A 16630-nucleotide genomic window follows, 5' to 3' on the forward strand; every position below is an offset into this window, starting at 1 on the left:
GGCCGGTTTCTTTTTTGCTGTTACTTTCAAGAGGACTGGATCACTTCGTGCCACTCGGGCATGTCAGGTTCGTGCCGAAGATAATGTTCGACATGCTACCCCCCACATTGGCCTAGGTGAAGTTGAGCCGTCAGCGCAACAGAGACGAAATCCAAGGCGACGCCAGAAAACCGGACACTACGGCAGCAATCGACCAGAACCAGCGCCGCTGGCGTTTCAGGGCGCACTTCGCGGCCAGCGACCAGTTCACCGCGTACGCTGGCACAAGATAGACACGGCTGAAGGCGAAGCCTAGGCAGAGCACGGCTATCCCAGTTAGCAGGGGGCGATACGGCGCAGTCGCGGTCAGCCTCAGCGTCCAGGCTCCACTACCAAGCCCTAGGGCCAGGAGCGCCGCTGGACCAAAGCAGCACACCGAGGCGCCCATTCCAGCTAGAATACTGGCAAATAGCGCACGGGTCACGGAGATAATGGCCATACCATCCACCACAAGTGAACCTGCCTACTAATCAGTTTAGATCTTGTACCTATGTCGGGCGGTGATGGAGGTTGGACTCAGAGTTATTGCGTCTCCAGTGCCGATTGCTCTTTTCGGGGACGACTACGCCGCCGAAAGCCAAAGTCTGCCGGAGCTTAAAACGAATGACTGAACAGCAGTCCGCCGCCCGAGTCTGGGCTGGCATCGGAGAACCCTTTTAGTGCGTAAAGCTGCACCTTCCAGTCGGGGCCGAGGCGCTGGCTCAGGAACAGAGTGAACTCCTGAAACTCGTCGCCATCGGAGGTCACTTTCTGGCGCCAGTCATAGGCTGCTCCAACAGACGTGGCCGGAGCGATTCGGGTGACCAGCCCGAGCGAGGCAAAGACCGGATCGTGGAAATCGGTATCCGAGGGGTCGCCGAACTTCCTCCAGCCCAGTGTGGCGAAGCCACTGATTGCGCCGAAGGCTTGTGCGAGGTCGACCTGGCCGGAGTAGTCCACCTTGCCGGTTCCAAGGCAATGGTCTTCGTCGGCCGTTGGCAATTTGACCTTGCCGACGAGGTCCACCATCAACCCGTCGCCACGACTGCCGTCCAGCAGCGCGAAGTCCGCGCTGGCGACTGTGTCGCCCAGGCCACTTTCAACGATGTCGCAGCCTCCCGGCAAGGGTTCTCCAGCAGGCCCCACTGAGGGGTTAGTGATGCGCAGCCATGGAACGGTCAACTTATAGATCATCGGGCCGGTTTCATACTTGGCGATCACGGGGACATACCAGGTCCCGCTGGTTATCGGGGTCCCATACCGTCCTCGCGAGTAGTCCACTCCCGTTGAAACCGTAAGATCTTCGGCCAGCGCTGGAATGGACAGAGTCACCAATAGACCCGGCAAGATCACGCGAGCAACTCTCATGTTTACCTCGTAGCGATCCAGACATTGAAGTTCACATCACAACCACTGCCCGCCCCGAAGAAATCTGCACGAACCCGATTGCTCGTTCCCCCGGTCAAGTACACGGGGACCCCCGCCCCGCTAAATCTTAGGCGGCTCTCGGCAATCCGCTAGGGCACGAGCTTGCCGCCCAAGGCCTTAGTGGGGACCTGACCTGTCCACTCGCTCGACCTGCTCCGGCTTATCGACGCGCTCGATGCGTTCAATTCGTTCGGGGTTATCGACGCGGTCCGTCCGCTCGATCCGCTCCACCCGCACACCGTTCTGGAAAATCTCGATCCGCTCCCGAGTTTCCACGCGGCCACCGGACGTGCGCGTCTCTATCCGTACGCGCCGCTCCAGGTCGCCGGAAGCGGACTCCTGTGTCCGTTCGATTTTCTCCCGGGTCTCGCCATCGTCGCTCCGCTCACGTGACGCATGGTCGTCCTGCCCGGAACCGCCATCCTCGTGCTGCCCGGTTTCGCCAGTAGATGAGCCGTGGTAACCAGTACCCCGTTGGCTGGAGGAGGCAGGTTTTTCCGCGTAAATTCGATGCGTGTGGCCCGGATATCCCGTCCGTTGCCAAACACGCTGGTCACCCGGATGCGTTGGTCGACAGCAAGGTCGACGGCTTGCCCACCCGTATAGGCTGTACTGCGATCGACATAGGCCGTGAAGCCCCGAATTCAATCCGATTTCCTCGCTGTCCGTGTACCAAGCCTTCCACCAGCGCGTCATGCACTCACCCCGCGAAGGGTAGTCCTGGGTCCGTGCGGGTCTCGGCAACCGTCAACTGCCTGCCGTTCCAGCTACCCCGCACGAGCACTTCGGCACTTGGCAGTAGTGGCTTGCTCAAGGACAGCCCCTGAAGTTCACCGGTTCGCACGATGGCGCCAATCGCACTGACCTGGGCCAGGCTCGGCGCGCGGTCGATCCGGCTAGCCACCACCGTGCCCTGGGCATTGCGCAGCCCGCTGACGCGCACCGACTCGCCAAGGCGCAGGTCCTGTGGCACGCGCGCGCCGACAGCGACTAGAACGGGCTGCCCCATCACTCGTATCGACGCGGCTCCCGAGGCGACCTCGGTAATTGGGCCTTCGTAATTGGATGGACTCGCCCTCGCCGAGGCGTCGAGCGCGCCACGGTGGCACCCTACGATAACCACCGACAGCGAGGGCAAGGCCATGCAAAAGCGTACGACGAAACCGCAAGCTGCACACCCGGAAACGCTCTCTCTGTGCACGACAGTCGCTGTTGATCTGGCCAAGCAGGTGTTCCAAATCGCCGGCGAAGAGGCGCACGGAGAGCTGGTGTACGAAAAGCGTCTCCAGTCGCGCGAGGCGTTCACGAGTTTTTTGTGCCAGATCGCCAAGGGCGCGACGGTCTTGCTGGAGACCGGGCCGGGCGCACAAGCCTGGGCAAGACAGGTGCAGGCCCTGGGTTGTCAGGTGCGCTTGTTACCCGCACAGCGAGTCGCCGAGCACCGCAGTGGTGCCAAGAACGATCGCAACGATGCACAGGCGATCTTGCGCGCCGGACGCGATACCACCATCCATGCCGTACCGGTGAAAACCGTGGAGGCCCTGGCCATGCAGGCGGCGCATCGGGTCAGACAGGGCTACATACGGCGCCGGACGACGCTGGGTAATCAAATCCGGGGGCTGCTGCTCGAGCATGGCCTGGCGATCCCGCAAGGCGCTGCAGCGCTCAGCGACCGCGTGAGCCGGATTCTGGAGGATGCCACGTTGCCGCTGCCAGACCTGCTGCGTGAGCTGATCGCCGATATGCAGGCGGAATGGCTGGCTCTGGAAGGCCGTCTCCTGCTGCTGACCAAACGGCTGGAACAATGTGCACGCGCGGACAAGACCGCCTCGCGACTGATGAGCGTGCGCGGGGTTGGGCCGATCATCGCCACTGCCCTGGTCGCCAAGCAGGTCGAGCCCGCGCGCTTCCCGAATGCACGCCAGTTCGCGGCCTACTTTGGCCTGGTACCCGATCAGCACAGCAGCGGCCAGAAGGTTCGGCTCGGCAAGATGAGCAAACGCGGTGATGGTTATCTGCGCAGCCTGATGGTCGAGGGCGCCCATGCGGTGCTCCGCACGCTCAAGGCTGACTCCGAGGAAGTGGACGACCGTCGGCTGAACCGCTGGATGCAGCGGCACGGACGCAAGGGTGCGGCCATACGTCTGGCCAACCGCAACTTGCGTATCGTCTGGGTGCTGCTGCAGTCGGACGCCCGCTACTGCCGTAATCCCTCTGTCCAACCGGGAGCAACGATAGCCGAATAGATCCCACGAGATCCCGCCACCGAGGCGCTGAGCGCCTCAACCGCTGCTGAGAACATTGACCCCAGGTCAGACCGTCGCGCGATGATGCCTGCCATCCTACTGGCCCCTAAGCCTCTTCGTAATTGGCACGGCGCGAGCTCAGACAATGTTGGCCCGGAGCCCCTTTGCGGCTCCCTTGCTGAGGCCTGATACATAGATGCAACCGGGTTTCTCTGTTCAAAGCCGGTTGACAGTAAAAGGCGAGTCCATACATAGGCATGGAGGATCGCAATGCTGCGTGCCGCCAAGCCGCGTGGAGATTTACGGGCCTCCACGGCAACGACCTGCCCAATGGCCAACTGCTTGATGCTGGCAGGCACGCCGTTCTCGCTGAGCGCTACCTGGTTGTCGAAGTGGACTTCCACGCCGTTGACACAGATGGAACCGAATCCGGTGATGGTCCCCATGATGCCGGTGCCGCCAATACCACTGTCCTCGGCGGGTGCTCCGGTACCACCTATTCCGCCATGATCAGCTCGCACCCCAGTGCCGCCGATTCCGCCGTTATCGGCCGGCGCACCAGTCCTGCCAATGCCCCCGTGGCAACGGCGCCGGTGCCCCCTATGCCACCCGGTTCAAGGCAAACAGGTGCAGCGTGCAGTGTCGGCGACACCAGCAGGAACGAGCCGCACAAGAAAGCGCAGGCGCACAGGTAACGCGAGACAGCGTTCACGACGAGCTAGCCTTGGTCGAGGGAGGCGTGTCAGGAGGGCTGGGCTCAGTGTAGAAATACAAGCCGATGGTGATGCGCTGCCGGGCATCGGGCTCGGGAACGTCCTGACCTTCGAGCTCCGCGGCCAGTTGGTTGAACGCGATCAGGACCTGCATGCCTTCCGTCCGGACGGCGTCACGCAATTGCTCAACGCTGGATGAAGACAGGCCGTCGTAGTGAACGCTGCGCTCGAAGAAGGGTTCCCCGGATTCGGTCAGGTTGTGCGCGGCAGCACAGGCATGGTCGTGAAGGTTGTGCCGGAAATAGGCCGCCTTCTCGTCAAACCCACGCTGTGGAATGAAGGCCATCGCCTCTAGGTGCACGCAATCCTGGTCGTCTATCCGCACAATGCCCAGGCGCAGGCACTCGTCCAGCACAACGCGGGCGCGAATGTCCTTGCTGACGTGCGCCACCAGCCCATCGAACGAGCATTCACCGCCGTTGCTGGCCAGACGAGGCAGGGGCAACGGTCGGCCGGACTCGGTGCAGAACCGTGCGCTGTTCAGCCAGACACTGACCAGGTGCGCGCCGAACGAAATATTCTCCGGCAAATCGTTCGCTTCCCCGACCGCCTTGGTGCGAAGACGTTTGACATCCTTGCGATGTACACCGGTTAGCAGGTTGAGCCGGCTGTCGGTCGACGGCTTGCCGTCAAGGCGGAATTCGCGCTCGGCTACGTCGACGAAGATCTATTTGAGCAGTTCGGGAAAGCAGTTGTAGGTGACCCCTTTCCTCAGCATCAACCTCACCAACGGACGCATGACATATTGCAGCGCCGGCAAAAGAGAGGGAGGCAAATTGGGCAATTGCATACAAGGCATTCCTTAGGGACGGGATGAGCGGTAAAGCTCTTCCGGGCGTTCAGCTCAACACCGCGCTCGAAACTTTCCGCTTTCCGCCGTCTCCGCCTGGGGCACTGCAGCCACCTACGTTAACGGCCCAACATCACAAACCTGGAGAAACTCCAGGTTTGTGAACAACTGGGTCAAGAGTTCAAGCCCCCGAGCGGTCGTCACCTGGCTCGCCGCCCGGGTGCGCGCCACGATCGCCGCCGACATCATGGTCAGCACTGTCATCGGCACCCTTTCCAACACCGTGGGCTTCGCCGACGTCATGATCGGCACCATCGTCGGCACTATGACCGACACCGTGCGGTCCACCAGCGTCGTGATCAGCGCCATCGTCCGCCCCATGGCCTACACCATGGGGGCCACCACCCTCGTGATCCGCATCGTTGTCATGACCACGACCGCTGTTCGCGCTGCCGGGACCACTGTTGCTGCCGTGGCCACCCCCGTCGCCGCTGTGGCCGGGTCCGCCACGACCACCCCCATCGCCGTCATGACCGCCGTGATGACCGCCGCCGCCACCACTGCCGCCACTGCCACCACTGCCGCTTCCGCCGTGGCCACCACCACTGCCACCTCCGCCGCCACTACCACCGCCACCGTGACCACCTCCGCCGTGACCGCCACCACCATCGCCACCTTCTTTGGCGTACGCGCTGGAGAAACTACCGACGTAATCGGGTACCAGGACCGTCGATGCCGAGAGGACACCGCCAATTGCCAGCGCCAGTAAACATTTTTTGAGTAGCATGATGAACCTCCGCTTGGCGTTGCATAATTACGTCCGAACTGAACGCAATAACCCTTGAATCCCATTCGCCCATCGGGGCGGCCAGCCAACCAGCGCGGTCATCAATCTGCAGCAGAGGGGATAACTGCGGTTTTCGCACGATCCTTCAGAACTAGTTAGCGTTTAATTGTGGGAAAATTTCCCACGCCTTGAAATTAGTAGTTCCCGTTCGAGTGTCAACGACCGACTATCCGGGCTTGCCGCTCATCGAGTCACTTAAACCCTAGGCCGCACGCGGATGTCCTCGACGCATTTCGTCTCGCGCCGCCTTTTACAGAAGCGAACCACCTCACCGCAACCTTCCTGCCGGCGAGGTGGTCTCTGGACTCAAACCGGGCTTGTCACATCACGGAAGGCGCGGCGTCAGCCGGCTCGCGTCGGGAACCGGGAAGGGGAAGCCTAGCACCGGAAACTTCCCACGCACGCGGTTCTGCGCCTGGCAGTTCTTGACGCAATTCGTGGACGGTGGAGCAACCTCCACGGAGTCTTCGCCGAGCACCCCGCCCATTCGTCCACCGCTAGCTACACGCCATACCGACAGACCGCCGAATTGGCTGATGCGGGAGGCGACCTGCGGGCTATCACTGCCGACGAACTTGGCCGATTGATCGTTGGCGAAATTGTTCCGTGGCGTGACCGGCACGGGGTAGCAGGCCGGAGTGAAGTTCGGTGCTGTGCACAGCGGCAGAGCGGGGAAGTTTCTGAAGTTGGGGTTGTCGAAATAGAACACCCCAGACGCCAAGACATGGGTGATATCGGGGTGGAGCCGTCAGCGCGTGACGGCTCCATCTGGAAGATCCCACCCTGAGGGCAGTTCTTGGCCTGGATTTTCATGTCCAAGCCGGGGCCGCTTCGCTCAATGAGGATGTCCGGACCATCAAGCGTGGCCGTCAGATTCCCGTTCAATACCAGTCCTCTGTGGTTCGGGGCCTTGCTGGCGAAGATGGTGGTTGGCACCCCACCGGTCATGTCTTGTGGGTTCGGCGCGCCGGTCAGGGTGTAGTTACGAATGCCCAGTGTGGGGGCGTCAACCTCAAATACCACGAACTTGCCCTGAACCAGGAAGCTGGCTCCCACCGAACTGGCGGGCACCACCGTTTCTGGCACGCCGCTGACTGTCCCACCTGGGAGTACGACGGAGAAGCCGCCCCCTTCGCAGCCCGCAGCCTTTGCGGCTGCGGCCTGCTCACTCAGCAGGCCGAACGATAACGTCACAAGGGCAGTGAGCTCAATGCTCATCGGCGCGGGCCTCTTGGCAGCGAAGGGGATCTCAGGGGAGGGCAAAACCGATTGGCTGTTCATGATGTGGTCCTCATGCACGCAGGAAATCGCTAACCAGTAAATGTTCGGCCGCCCGTTGAAGCGGCCGCTCAACCAGCACGGCCAATATCTGCAGCATGAACAGCAACTGCGGTTCCGCACCATCCTTCCGAACCAGTCAGCATCGTCGCGTGGGAATTTTTCACACACTCGGAGGCTAGTGCTGTCAGCTGGGGTGTAAACGACCGATTGTCAGGACTTACAGGGCTGAACCATTGGCCGCACGCGCTATGGCACGTTCGCACTGCCAGGGTCGCTGACGCCCTCCGAACCGTGCCGTGCAAGCAGTCATGCCTCTCGTGCGCATCGCAGCGAATCGACGAGCGCAGCCAGCGTTAGGGCTTGCGGGGACGTGCGGATCTGGCATGGAGTAAATGCGCAGGTTGTTGAGCGCGATGGACTCTTCGTATCGCGAGGGAGCGACCAAGCGATGTTGCCTCGCTTGGATCGACGCTACGCTCGCGCCTGAAACACGAGGGCCCGGCTTCGCCGGGCCCGTGGTCTTAAAAGCAAACCTAGGTGAAGCTGTCACTGAGGAGGTTTGTCACCCAGCCCGACATGTCCTCGCGAGTTTCCTTCGTTGGCGCTGCTGCTTCGGCGGGTGTGCCCGCGACCGCCCGCATGGTCCCCGTGGCCGGGTCAAACTCGAAGGTCGTGGTACTCCAGCTCGCCGTATCGCGTGTGATCGGGGGGAATGCTGCAGCGGTGGTCTTTGGTGCGCTGTCTGGTGGCAAGCCGACCAGTGCCCGAATGATCGCATCCACGCAGATCTTGGCTTGGGAATTGGCCATATGGCCTGACTTTGCCTGTCCCGTCGCTTGCGAGTCGCCCAGAATGTGCACGTTGGAGGCGGGGAACTGAGTTGTCTCGTAATTCAGCGGATTCACCGGGGCGAATCTGCTGCCGCTTGGCACCAATCCGCTGTCAAAGAGCAGTCTTCCGGCGCGCTGCGCGGGGATGACATTAACCACATTGCCCGTGACGATCGAGGTTACCCCGTTGCGGGTGATGTTGAGGCTGCGGTTTGTTGCATCTGCGGAATTCACGGTGACGTTCGGCACATACTGCACAATGTTGCGGTAGATGCCAGTAAACGCCGCATTGAAGGTCCGCCGCATGGCGGCGATGTCCGGGTTAGCGTCCAGGATCATGATCCTGGACGCTGGTTTGTTGCGCAGGAAGAAGTCCGCGACCACCGTGGCGCGCTCATAGGGAGCCGAGTGTGCCCGGAACGGTGTCTTCGGAATGGTGATGATGAACCTTCCGCCGTTCGGCATGGCCAGTAGCTGGTTCTTCAGCAGGGTCGTTTGCGCACCGGCAATCCACGCATGCGGCATGACGTTGAAGTTGTGCCCCGGCACTGTCTCGAAATCGATGCCCGGTGCCACAATTACATGTTCATAGGGCAGCGTGCCGCCGCTGGCGAGGCGTACCTGATGAGTGAACGGGTCGATCCTGACGGCCCGGTCGCTCACCAACTGGACACCATAGCGGTCGCGCAAGGCTGCCAGCGGTTTGGTGAGGGTCGAAAGTGCGGTTTCGCCAGTGAGTACCAGATTGCTGCCCACACAAGAAACGTGCGCGGCCAGGGGATCGACCAAGGTCACGCTGAGATCGCCGCCAAGCAGGCGCAGGTATTTAGCAGCTGTTGCGCCACCAAATCCACCGCCGACAACGACGATACGTGCACCCGTGGCAGCCTTGAGCGCCGACAACGGCAGCGAAGCCAGAACGAGGCTACCGCCAAAAATCTGGATGAACTGACGACGATTCAAACCATTCATAGTTAATCCTCCACTCTGTGGGTGGCGGTTCAGTTAGCGGCGCCCCAGGAAATTGGCGATCAGCCGCAATTCGGCATCGGTGTAAACCTTGGCCTGCTGATTCATCAGCGTGACCTTGGTGGAGGCTTTCATTTCTCTCAATTCCTTGAGCAGTTCGTCAGCCCTCATATCGTTGATGCTGTCTATGCTGCTCTGTGACCGGCCGTTAGTACCGTGACATTGAAAGCACTGCGAGGCTAATAGCCGTCCGGGTGGTGGATCAGCCGGGAGCCCGGCCGCCAATGTGGAAGTTGTGGTCGCTGCAAATATTGCAAAAGTAATGAATTGAATTATTTGGTGCTTCATCGTCGAACCCTCCTGAGCTGAAGCTCAAATCGAAGTTCGGTAAACCCAGGCGCATCAAACTATTTGGCTGTCAATGCAGGTCAAGTTGAAAGCGCCCATTCCTTGGGATAAATACAGAGCGAACCCTTCGTCTGCGAACTTGTAACGCTCAACCCCTGTCAGGTCTTTGGCAAGTGCATTTCGTCGGAAACAAAACCGTACAAGTGAAAGCATTTGATTAACATTTGAGATGAGTTTTCATCAACTCATGTTCGTTATTGTTACTACAAAAAAGAAGGCCATCACAGGCAGGAACACTTTAATGTTCTCGGTGGAGGGCATGTGATGGCCAATGGAAGTCCCTCCTGTCTCTGGGGGTATCCTGAGTGTAGGCGTGAAGATATAAATACACTGATGTAGGTGATGAAGGTGCTTAAGATTTATGCGAGATCGCCAGCGACAGAGCAGTCGTTCTAGCTGGCGTAGCATATGGACAGAGGCGAAGATCTCCACCAATTCTGCGTGGCAGATTATGGCAAGGTCGAACTACTTTCGGATTGAGGGGTTTGTCCTGCAGATTAATAATATTGGGCAAGATCTTTTGTCGAGTGTGCTCTGCTCCACTTAAATATCACCCGAATAAATGCAGTGCGATCAGTCGCTGGCGAGCTTGTTACTGCATGTTCGATTTCTTCCATTTCTAGTTGCATTGGTTGCAATTCTCAAAAGCCGGTGAATACTTATATTGGGGGGATTTTTTATATTGCTTCTGCGGCTTCCATTGTTAGCCGGGCGACATATTGAATTCTCTATTCTTGGCAGTTACTCGTACTAGCAGGTTGTAGTTGCGTTTGGCTGTCCACCAAGTCCAGTTGCTTGACCAGCCCGGGCGAGTCAGACGTAGGGTCGCAATGGTGGGGCGAGAGTCTTCTGCGCCAAGCGAATATGTCCTGACCTGCACCGGAACGCAGTCCTCGGCAATCGGTGCCGAAGCGCTGGTTCTAGACAGCCCGCAGATTCACGCTACTGAGACGGTCCACCCTATGGTGCTGCCACCGCTCAGGAAGCAAACGGTCGAGCATTGACAGTAAGCGCAACCATACTAGCCTCAGTGTGTGGGAACAATTCCCACGTAATAGTCCATCATTGTGAATGATGGCGCCCCAATGCGCGTGCGGCCTGTATTTCCAGCGCTGATGCTCGAACAGGCTGTGCATGCTTTGGTAGGAACGACGCTGAGGTACTCGTATGAACGTGCATCCTGTGAAGCGCTTACCCAAGTTTCAGCGTCGGGACCAATTGCTGGGTGCTGCGCTGGTGATGCTCCGTGAGCAAGGGACGGAAGAGTTAACCCTTTGCTCGCTCGCGCAGCGTGTCGGCATCACGCATACCGTGGTCTATCGTCATTTCGAGACACGCACGGGGCTGTTGATTGCCTTGTATGAACGGGTGGATGCGTATCAAATCGAGGTGTTGCTGAGCCAACTCAAGCTAGCTGCGCCGCAGCTGAAGCAAGTTGCCAATGCAGTCAGCGACGCGTACATGAGTGGTGCGATAGCGGCTGGGGTCGAGTGGCAGGCACTGCAGGCAGCCCTGAAGGGCAATGAAGAAATGTCAGCAGTCCTGCATCGACAGACCGAAGCCTATGCCGCGATTTGCCAAAATGCCCTAACGCCGTTTTCCCACTTGCCGCCGGATCAACTGCACGTCCGCTGTATGGGCCTTCTTGGCGCCGCCAGAGCCATTGCAGAAGAGTTAATTTCTGGGCGCATCGATCAAGCCAAAGCGGTCAACGCCCTTACTGCATTGATCATGTGCTGGCTCATTCCGGCAGCGACGCATACTCACTTCTGCCCACCACTGACGCCTTGCTCCACCAACAGGCCGGTTCTATTTTGCGCTGAGAGTTTTCGCGAACTCGGAGCGCCGGGCCTGGGTTGAGTCGTTACGACCTCATCCCCCTGCAAACAACAAATGCGCATAGGTTTGCGCGAGTCGTCGACACCGCCTCCAGCATGTTACTGCTCTTGGGTACAAGATTGACCGAGGGCGAGAGGTAATCCTTGCTACGGAGGACTCACACATCGGCGTTTGGGCATTCAGGCGAGGCTACTGCTGGATGCCCTGCATCTGCTCATTGAGATAGATCTGGAGGTGCTGAGTGCCGATCTCTCGATATAAGTCGCGTGCCACTTCCAGTCCGACTTGATCGAGGGATAGCACCACCACCAGGGAGTTGCACGCGGAAGCGCTGAAGGTCACTGCCCTGGAGGCCCCCATCGGCAGCTTGAACGCCATCGCAACCAGGGCACTAATCATGGGCGCGAGGAACGCGAAGGCAATGTACACCGGCAGCACCGGGGTGAGCCGATCGATCTCGCTGACCACGGGCGCAATCTGCGAGCCAACCACGGCGATCAGCACCGCCGCCACCGCCGGTACCGGTAGCCTGGTCCAAACGTCAGCCCAACCCCTGACCGCAGCCGAGCGATTGACCAATGCCCCGGTAAACAGCGCCAGACGATCAACGCCAGGAAGGCCTCCAGGAACGGGCCTATCAACACCACCACGCCGGAGCTGTCCTCTTCGCTACCGTCGACGTTGATCTGTCGTGCTGTCCTGGCTACTAGGCCGAGCAGGGACTTGATGGCCGTGGAGGTCTGTGAGCACGCCTTGAGTTCGAGCATCTGGCCCAGCAGGGAGAGTGAAATGATTGCGGTCGCGGCCTCGAAGTAGACACCGATGCGGCCATCCATCATGAAGTTCGTCGGGAAGACCGCCGGCGCCAGGGTGACGACGACGCTGTAGAGATAGGCGGCGGAAGTCCCGAGACCGATCAGCGTCCACATGTTGGGACTGAGCTGGATCACCGAGCGCACCCCGCGAACGTAGAACGGCCATCCTGCCCAAAGCACGACCGGGCTGGCGATCACCAACTAGACCCAGTTTTGCGTAGCGCCGTGGAACAGGTTCAAGGCATGTCCGCCCATGGCCAGCAGCGTGACGATGACGGTCAGCGGCAGAGTCCACCAGAAACGCCGGGAAAAGTCCCTGAGCTCGGGGGGCTCCGCATGCTCCAACTCCGGCAGCACGGGCTCCAGGGTCATGCCGCACTTCGGACAGTTCCCAGGCCCCGGCTGCCACACTTCCGGGTACATCGGGCAGGTGTACCAGGTATCACTCACAACCAGCGGTGGGCTGGCAGGGTTCGTTCGTGCGGCTTCAACAGAGCGTTCCGGTGCCGCATTGAACTTCGACTGGCACTATTCGCTGCAAAACAGGTAGGTCTTCCCGGCGGACTGCAGTTGGTAGGGCTGTCTGCATTGACCGTCATTCCGCATACCGGATCTTGCGCTTCGACGGCCGAGGTTTCGTTCCAGAGTAATGGGCGTGGGGGCGCGTGTTCGTGACTGTGTATGAGTCAGCCTCTTTTACCTTCCTTGGGAGTGTCGGCTGTTTCACCGTGATGGCTGTGGCCACCGTGGTGATGGCCAAACAGGTGCATCAGGGGGCACAGCAACAGAATTGCGTAGGGCAACAGCTGCGAGATATGGCCGTAGTGCTCGCGAGCCAGATAGAACAGGGCAATGACCAGCAACATGCCCAGGGCTATACCGGGTTTGCTATGCCAGAAGGACGGCGGCGGCTAATGGGACGGATGCGAAGCGTTCATGACCACTTTCCAGGGGCGGAGATTGGGGTGCCCTGGTGTTGGCCTGTGGGGGGCTGCCCACCAGGCCACACCGGGCCGCGCCACGCGATTATTGGGCAGGCTTCTGGGCCGGTTTCTCCAAGGTTTTTTGCATTGGCATGCCCTGCATGCCCGACTGCGGTCCCATCATGCCGGCCTGCTGGTCCATCATCTGCATCATCATCTCCATCATCTTCGAGTCCATCATCTTCATGTGCTGACCCATATCCTTGCCGGAGCAGCCGTTCTGCATCATGCCGAGACCTTCCTTCATCGCCTGCATGCCTTCGCGCATGGCCGCCTGGCGCTCCTCAGGGGTCTTGGCAGCAGCGATCCTGTCGTGAATGGCCTGCATCTTTTTCATCTGCTCGGCCATGGCCTTTTCCTGTCCCAGGGCGGGTGCCGACTGGCTCTCGGCTTTCGCCGGGGCCTGGTCGGGGTGATGTTCCTCAATGGCCGCGGCAAGCAACGGACCGCTGATCAGCAGTGCGGCGACGAGCGATTTGATGGGCATGTGCATGGCGATCTCCGGCTGTTTCAAAGGGTGAGATGCAACGGGCTACACCTGCTCGTGCAGGCGCAGCAAGACAGTGCGTCCGGAGGTCCGGGCGCACGAAAGGAGGGTCAATCGTTGACGGACGAAGCTCAGGCGTGCCAGCGGCCGTAGCGGCGCAGGCAGGTGCACGGTGAGCGCGCCGAAGATGGGAACGACGGCTGTCGGGAAGAAGCAGCAGACTCCAGAAGACTTGGTCGAGCGGAAAATGGCCCGGTGCCAGATAGAGCGCCGATGCGCTGTCGTTACAGAATTGCAGGCAGCCGCTGGCATGAACCTGGTGCACGGGATCATGCAGGTTGGCCGAGACGTTTGCATAGGTGAGCGCGGGGGCATGCGCTGGGTAGGACAGGCAGCCATGGCTTACCGCGACCCCGAACGCCAACGCCCACAGCACCAAGGCCACGTGGAGCAACGCGCGTTGATGGTTCCGTAACCAGATCATCTGCTCAGCCCGTCGCAAAAGTCTGCTCGACACTAACGCCTGCAGCTTCGAGGCACTTGATCCACATCAAACAAAGCTGCTGGCTGTCGCGACAATCTAGCTACCCGCATGAAGGTCCGCTTCACGCTCTGAGGAAGTCAGTCAACCTTAATCGAGGTTCTTGAGCAGCGGTGAGCCGCGCTTCCTCAAAGCGTTCAAGTAGGTGGTCTCGTCGTACGTGGTGCAGGTTTGCCAGCATCGGTACAAAATCCGGTGGTGGAGTTACGTTCGATAGAACCTAAGGCCGCCGTCATTACATACTCATGACGACATAAGCACCTGCGAGTGAATGAGATCCCAGATTTTGTGCTGGTGGTTCGGCAATGTCGACACGTGTGCCGACGCACACGACCAGTGCAAGCGCTGAGTTGCTGCCGCACCGGCGGCAACCGGCGCAGTCACGCAAGGCGGGATCGCCACGCGTTTACGTCAATTGCGTAACCAGTTAAGCGAGGGCGATTCGAAGTGCTTGTCCACGGGCTCGCGGCAACGCGTGGGGGGCGGTGGCCGACGGGGTTCAATCGCTGACTAGCATGCCGTTGTGATAGCGCAGGTGCGCGCCGCCGCGCCTGAGCAGCAGTGGCTCACGCGAAACGATCTGCCAACCGTGTTTCAGCAATAGCTGGATGTGGACCCGCAACCCGTGAAGTGCTCGCTGCTCTGTCATGCATCCATTTTCCTCAAGGTGTCAGCGGCCGCCCGTAACCGGTTTGGGAGGAGTTTGGTACACCTGCCCCAAACCTCGGCAGTAGCGGCACTCGACCGTGCGGCCGTTGAGGTGAATGGCGCAGCGGCCATCACAGACGGGGCATTGTTGCCAGGCCATACCCGCTCCTCCCATTTGCTCGGGACTGACTACGGGAAAGGGTAGAGCGGCCGGCGACAATCAGGCTTGCCGTTGGTTTGGTGAAGTCGCCCGTTTGGCTAAGAGCCGTGGCCGACTTGAAACTGAGGGGGCTGGAAAAAGAGTCCGCCATGACGTGCGAGCACTGACGTCATGGCGGAAAGCAATCGCTTAGGGGGTAAGGCCATCGCGTCGCCAAAGCATCCTGCTCGGTGGGCGATGTCAATCATCCTCAGCAAGGACAGTATAAGCGTAGATTGTATGTATACGTGCATGTTTGCAGGTGACCAGCGGTACAAGTGTTCACCCCGCCAGTTCATGCCAATCTTCGGGCCATTGGCGCTAATAGGGCTGCCCGCACATTGTACGGCGGCAGACCAGTCAGGACTTACGGTTTCGGGCCTTTGGGCAGTAGTCCTGCGCGTCGGCGCCAGTCTTCCTCTGACTGTCTTAGCACAGCATTGGCTTCGGTCTGCCATTGATCCCTGAGCATTTCCAGGTCGGGTTGCCGTTCGATTTCGTACAGGCCGGCGATCGAGTGCAGGGCCTGTTCGGCCAATTGGCTTTTGTTCGCCGCGTGCAGGTCGAAGAACTTGCGCCGGGGCGTGGGCCATGCAGCCGATCTCGGTAGTGCCTTGCTCGAAGCCGGCCTTGTAGCCGGCGAAGTCGTCGCAGACCAGCTTGCCGTTCCATTGGCCGAGAAAGTTGCGTGCATGGCTCAACTTCTCGCGCATAAGTCAGAATGTCATTTGAGGTCTGGGACGTCTGTCTGCGATTCATATCCTCGAGCAGATAACTCTTGGGTCATTCTGGTAAATCCTGTTCGATCAACCGGTTCGCTGCGTACCGCTGGCAGAGAGGCTCGAGGCTGGCCGTCTCATAGACGGCAATCGGCAGCGGATCTCGCCGCCAGAGTTCAAAGTTAGGTGACCCCACCCACACCATCTGTTCCTGGAACAGCAAGGTGCCGCGCCGGGGGTGATCGCGCGACACCAGCGCCAAGTCCAGGTCACCACTGGTCACGCGCGGGATGAGCGCCGTCGACTGTTCGCAGGTCAGCTCGATATCAACCCCGCCATGACGCGGAGCGAAGCGCTTGAGGACTGGTGTGAGGTAAGGGGCGGCGTAGTCTTCGGCCACCCCGAGCCGAATTCGGCCAGTCAGCGCTTCGCCCCAGAACGCGGCCTGGGTTTCCGCGTGCAGCGCGAGCAGACGCCGGGCATACCCGAGCAGCACCTGGCCATCATCCGTCAACTGAAGATGCCGTGAGCTACGGTTGAGTACCTGGCGGCCAAGCGCTGCCTCAAGCTTCTTGAGTTGCATGCTGACCGCCGATTGCGATCGGTTTACCTCAATGGCCGCGCTCGACAAGGAGCCCGTATCAACGGCCGCGACAAAGCATTTGAGCCAATCGATCTGCAAATCCCGAGGTACCATGGCACTCACTCTTCCATTCGATAAACGAATACATGAGTGCCAGATTATGCGCTTCTTGTCAGGCCAGGCCATCTCCAATATCGCGTGTAGTCCCTCTAGCCACGCTCATCTC

General features: G+C 59.9%; 14 protein-coding genes and 4 pseudogenes. 3 read left to right on the forward strand and 15 right to left on the reverse strand.

Features of this window, described 5'->3' with window-relative positions:
* Window positions 1–130: 130 nt before the first annotated feature.
* From KF707C_RS11120 to KF707C_RS29720, 4 genes are all read right to left on the reverse strand, one after another.
* Entirely contained in the window at window positions 131–478 is a 348-nt protein-coding gene (locus KF707C_RS11120) for a mercuric transporter MerT family protein (protein WP_081608047.1), read from the reverse strand.
* A 155-nt stretch (window positions 479–633) separates the two neighbouring features.
* Window positions 634–1386 carry a hypothetical protein gene (locus tag KF707C_RS11125; protein WP_036991864.1) on the reverse strand — a complete coding sequence of 251 codons (753 nt, stop codon included), beginning with the start codon at window positions 1384–1386 and terminating at the stop codon, window positions 634–636.
* A gap of 177 nt (window positions 1387–1563) precedes the next feature.
* On the reverse strand, window positions 1564–2142 hold the full coding sequence (locus KF707C_RS29055; RefSeq protein ID WP_131679665.1) for a hypothetical protein: 579 nt from the start codon (window positions 2140–2142) through the stop codon (window positions 1564–1566).
* 4 nt (window positions 2143–2146) lie between these two features.
* Window positions 2147–2590, reverse strand: a complete 444-nt coding sequence (locus KF707C_RS29720) for a DUF5666 domain-containing protein (RefSeq protein ID WP_331251407.1) — start codon at window positions 2588–2590, stop codon at window positions 2147–2149.
* On the opposite strand from KF707C_RS29720, the gene KF707C_RS11135 reads away from it, so the two are divergent.
* Window positions 2589–3692 (forward strand): IS110 family RNA-guided transposase, encoded by a 1104-nt coding sequence (locus tag KF707C_RS11135; protein WP_096368014.1) that lies wholly within the window; start codon window positions 2589–2591, stop codon window positions 3690–3692. The genes KF707C_RS29720 and KF707C_RS11135 overlap by 2 nt on opposite strands.
* A gap of 251 nt (window positions 3693–3943) precedes the next feature.
* On the opposite strand, the pseudogene KF707C_RS30230 reads toward KF707C_RS11135, so the two are convergent.
* Together KF707C_RS30230 and KF707C_RS11145 are read right to left on the reverse strand one after the other, a co-directional pair.
* A pseudogene (locus KF707C_RS30230) lies at window positions 3944–4365 on the reverse strand (DUF5666 domain-containing protein); the annotation flags it as partial.
* A 35-nt stretch (window positions 4366–4400) separates the two neighbouring features.
* Window positions 4401–5132, reverse strand: coding sequence for a DUF6502 family protein (locus KF707C_RS11145; RefSeq protein WP_231992334.1), 732 nt, complete (start codon window positions 5130–5132; stop codon window positions 4401–4403).
* 283 nt (window positions 5133–5415) lie between these two features.
* Here KF707C_RS11145 and KF707C_RS30030 point away from each other — a divergent pair, with 283 nt between their 5' ends.
* Window positions 5416–6024 (forward strand): hypothetical protein, encoded by a 609-nt coding sequence (locus KF707C_RS30030; protein ID WP_003449953.1) that lies wholly within the window; start codon window positions 5416–5418, stop codon window positions 6022–6024.
* Window positions 6025–6427: 403 nt separating this feature from the next.
* Here the strand turns inward: KF707C_RS30030 and KF707C_RS29735 are convergent, their stop codons facing one another.
* Window positions 6428–6811, reverse strand: coding sequence for a hypothetical protein (locus KF707C_RS29735; RefSeq protein ID WP_231992313.1), 384 nt, complete (start codon window positions 6809–6811; stop codon window positions 6428–6430).
* A 1105-nt stretch (window positions 6812–7916) separates the two neighbouring features.
* Entirely contained in the window at window positions 7917–9185 is a 1269-nt protein-coding gene (locus tag KF707C_RS11165) for an FAD-dependent oxidoreductase (protein ID WP_003449943.1), read from the reverse strand.
* Between the two features lie 1572 nt (window positions 9186–10757).
* Between KF707C_RS11165 and KF707C_RS11170 the strand changes: the two genes are divergently transcribed.
* A complete protein-coding gene (locus tag KF707C_RS11170; protein ID WP_051050707.1) occupies window positions 10758–11450 on the forward strand; it encodes a TetR/AcrR family transcriptional regulator in 693 nt (230 codons plus the stop codon).
* 168 nt (window positions 11451–11618) lie between these two features.
* Here the strand turns inward: KF707C_RS11170 and KF707C_RS29425 are convergent, their stop codons facing one another.
* The 7 genes and pseudogenes from KF707C_RS29425 to KF707C_RS11205 all read right to left on the reverse strand — a co-directional run.
* The gene (locus tag KF707C_RS29425) at window positions 11619–11933 is read right to left on the reverse strand and encodes a hypothetical protein (protein ID WP_003449940.1); all 315 of its coding nucleotides are present in this window, start codon (window positions 11931–11933) and stop codon (window positions 11619–11621) included.
* 155 nt (window positions 11934–12088) lie between these two features.
* Window positions 12089–12843, reverse strand: a pseudogene (locus KF707C_RS11180) (heavy metal-binding domain-containing protein); the annotation flags it as partial.
* A gap of 87 nt (window positions 12844–12930) precedes the next feature.
* Window positions 12931–13110, reverse strand: a complete 180-nt coding sequence (locus KF707C_RS11185) for a DUF2933 domain-containing protein (protein WP_003449933.1) — start codon at window positions 13108–13110, stop codon at window positions 12931–12933.
* Window positions 13111–13270: 160 nt separating this feature from the next.
* Window positions 13271–13720, reverse strand: a complete 450-nt coding sequence (locus KF707C_RS11190; protein ID WP_003449932.1) for a hypothetical protein — start codon at window positions 13718–13720, stop codon at window positions 13271–13273.
* A 1034-nt stretch (window positions 13721–14754) separates the two neighbouring features.
* Window positions 14755–14904, reverse strand: coding sequence for a hypothetical protein (locus tag KF707C_RS29450; RefSeq protein ID WP_003449930.1), 150 nt, complete (start codon window positions 14902–14904; stop codon window positions 14755–14757).
* A gap of 649 nt (window positions 14905–15553) precedes the next feature.
* Window positions 15554–15797, reverse strand: a pseudogene (locus tag KF707C_RS11200) (IS66 family transposase); the annotation flags it as partial.
* A 103-nt stretch (window positions 15798–15900) separates the two neighbouring features.
* Window positions 15901–16518: pseudogene (locus KF707C_RS11205) on the reverse strand (LysR family transcriptional regulator); the annotation flags it as partial.
* Window positions 16519–16630 lie beyond the last annotated feature (112 nt).

Source organism: Pseudomonas furukawaii, assembly GCF_002355475.1.
Taxonomy (GTDB): Bacteria; Pseudomonadota; Gammaproteobacteria; order Pseudomonadales; family Pseudomonadaceae; genus Metapseudomonas; species Metapseudomonas furukawaii.

Bases quoted from the DNA above. Each gene is read 5' to 3' on its own strand.
- KF707C_RS11120 (WP_081608047.1), bottom strand. From the start codon at position 478: ATGGCCATTATCTCCGTGACCCGTGCGCTATTTGCCAGTATTCTAGCT.
- KF707C_RS11125 (WP_036991864.1), bottom strand. From the start codon at position 1,386: ATGAGAGTTGCTCGCGTGATCTTGCCGGGTCTATTGGTGACTCTGTCC.
- KF707C_RS29055 (WP_131679665.1), bottom strand. From the start codon at position 2,142: ATGACGCGCTGGTGGAAGGCTTGGTACACGGACAGCGAGGAAATCGGA.
- KF707C_RS11135 (WP_096368014.1), top strand. From the start codon at position 2,589: ATGCAAAAGCGTACGACGAAACCGCAAGCTGCACACCCGGAAACGCTC.
- KF707C_RS29720 (WP_331251407.1), bottom strand. From the start codon at position 2,590: ATGGCCTTGCCCTCGCTGTCGGTGGTTATCGTAGGGTGCCACCGTGGC.
- KF707C_RS11165 (WP_003449943.1), bottom strand. From the start codon at position 9,185: ATGAATGGTTTGAATCGTCGTCAGTTCATCCAGATTTTTGGCGGTAGC.
- KF707C_RS11170 (WP_051050707.1), top strand. From the start codon at position 10,758: ATGAACGTGCATCCTGTGAAGCGCTTACCCAAGTTTCAGCGTCGGGAC.
- KF707C_RS11185 (WP_003449933.1), bottom strand. From the start codon at position 13,110: ATGTTGCTGGTCATTGCCCTGTTCTATCTGGCTCGCGAGCACTACGGC.
- KF707C_RS11190 (WP_003449932.1), bottom strand. From the start codon at position 13,720: ATGCACATGCCCATCAAATCGCTCGTCGCCGCACTGCTGATCAGCGGT.
- KF707C_RS29450 (WP_003449930.1), bottom strand. From the start codon at position 14,904: ATGACAGAGCAGCGAGCACTTCACGGGTTGCGGGTCCACATCCAGCTA.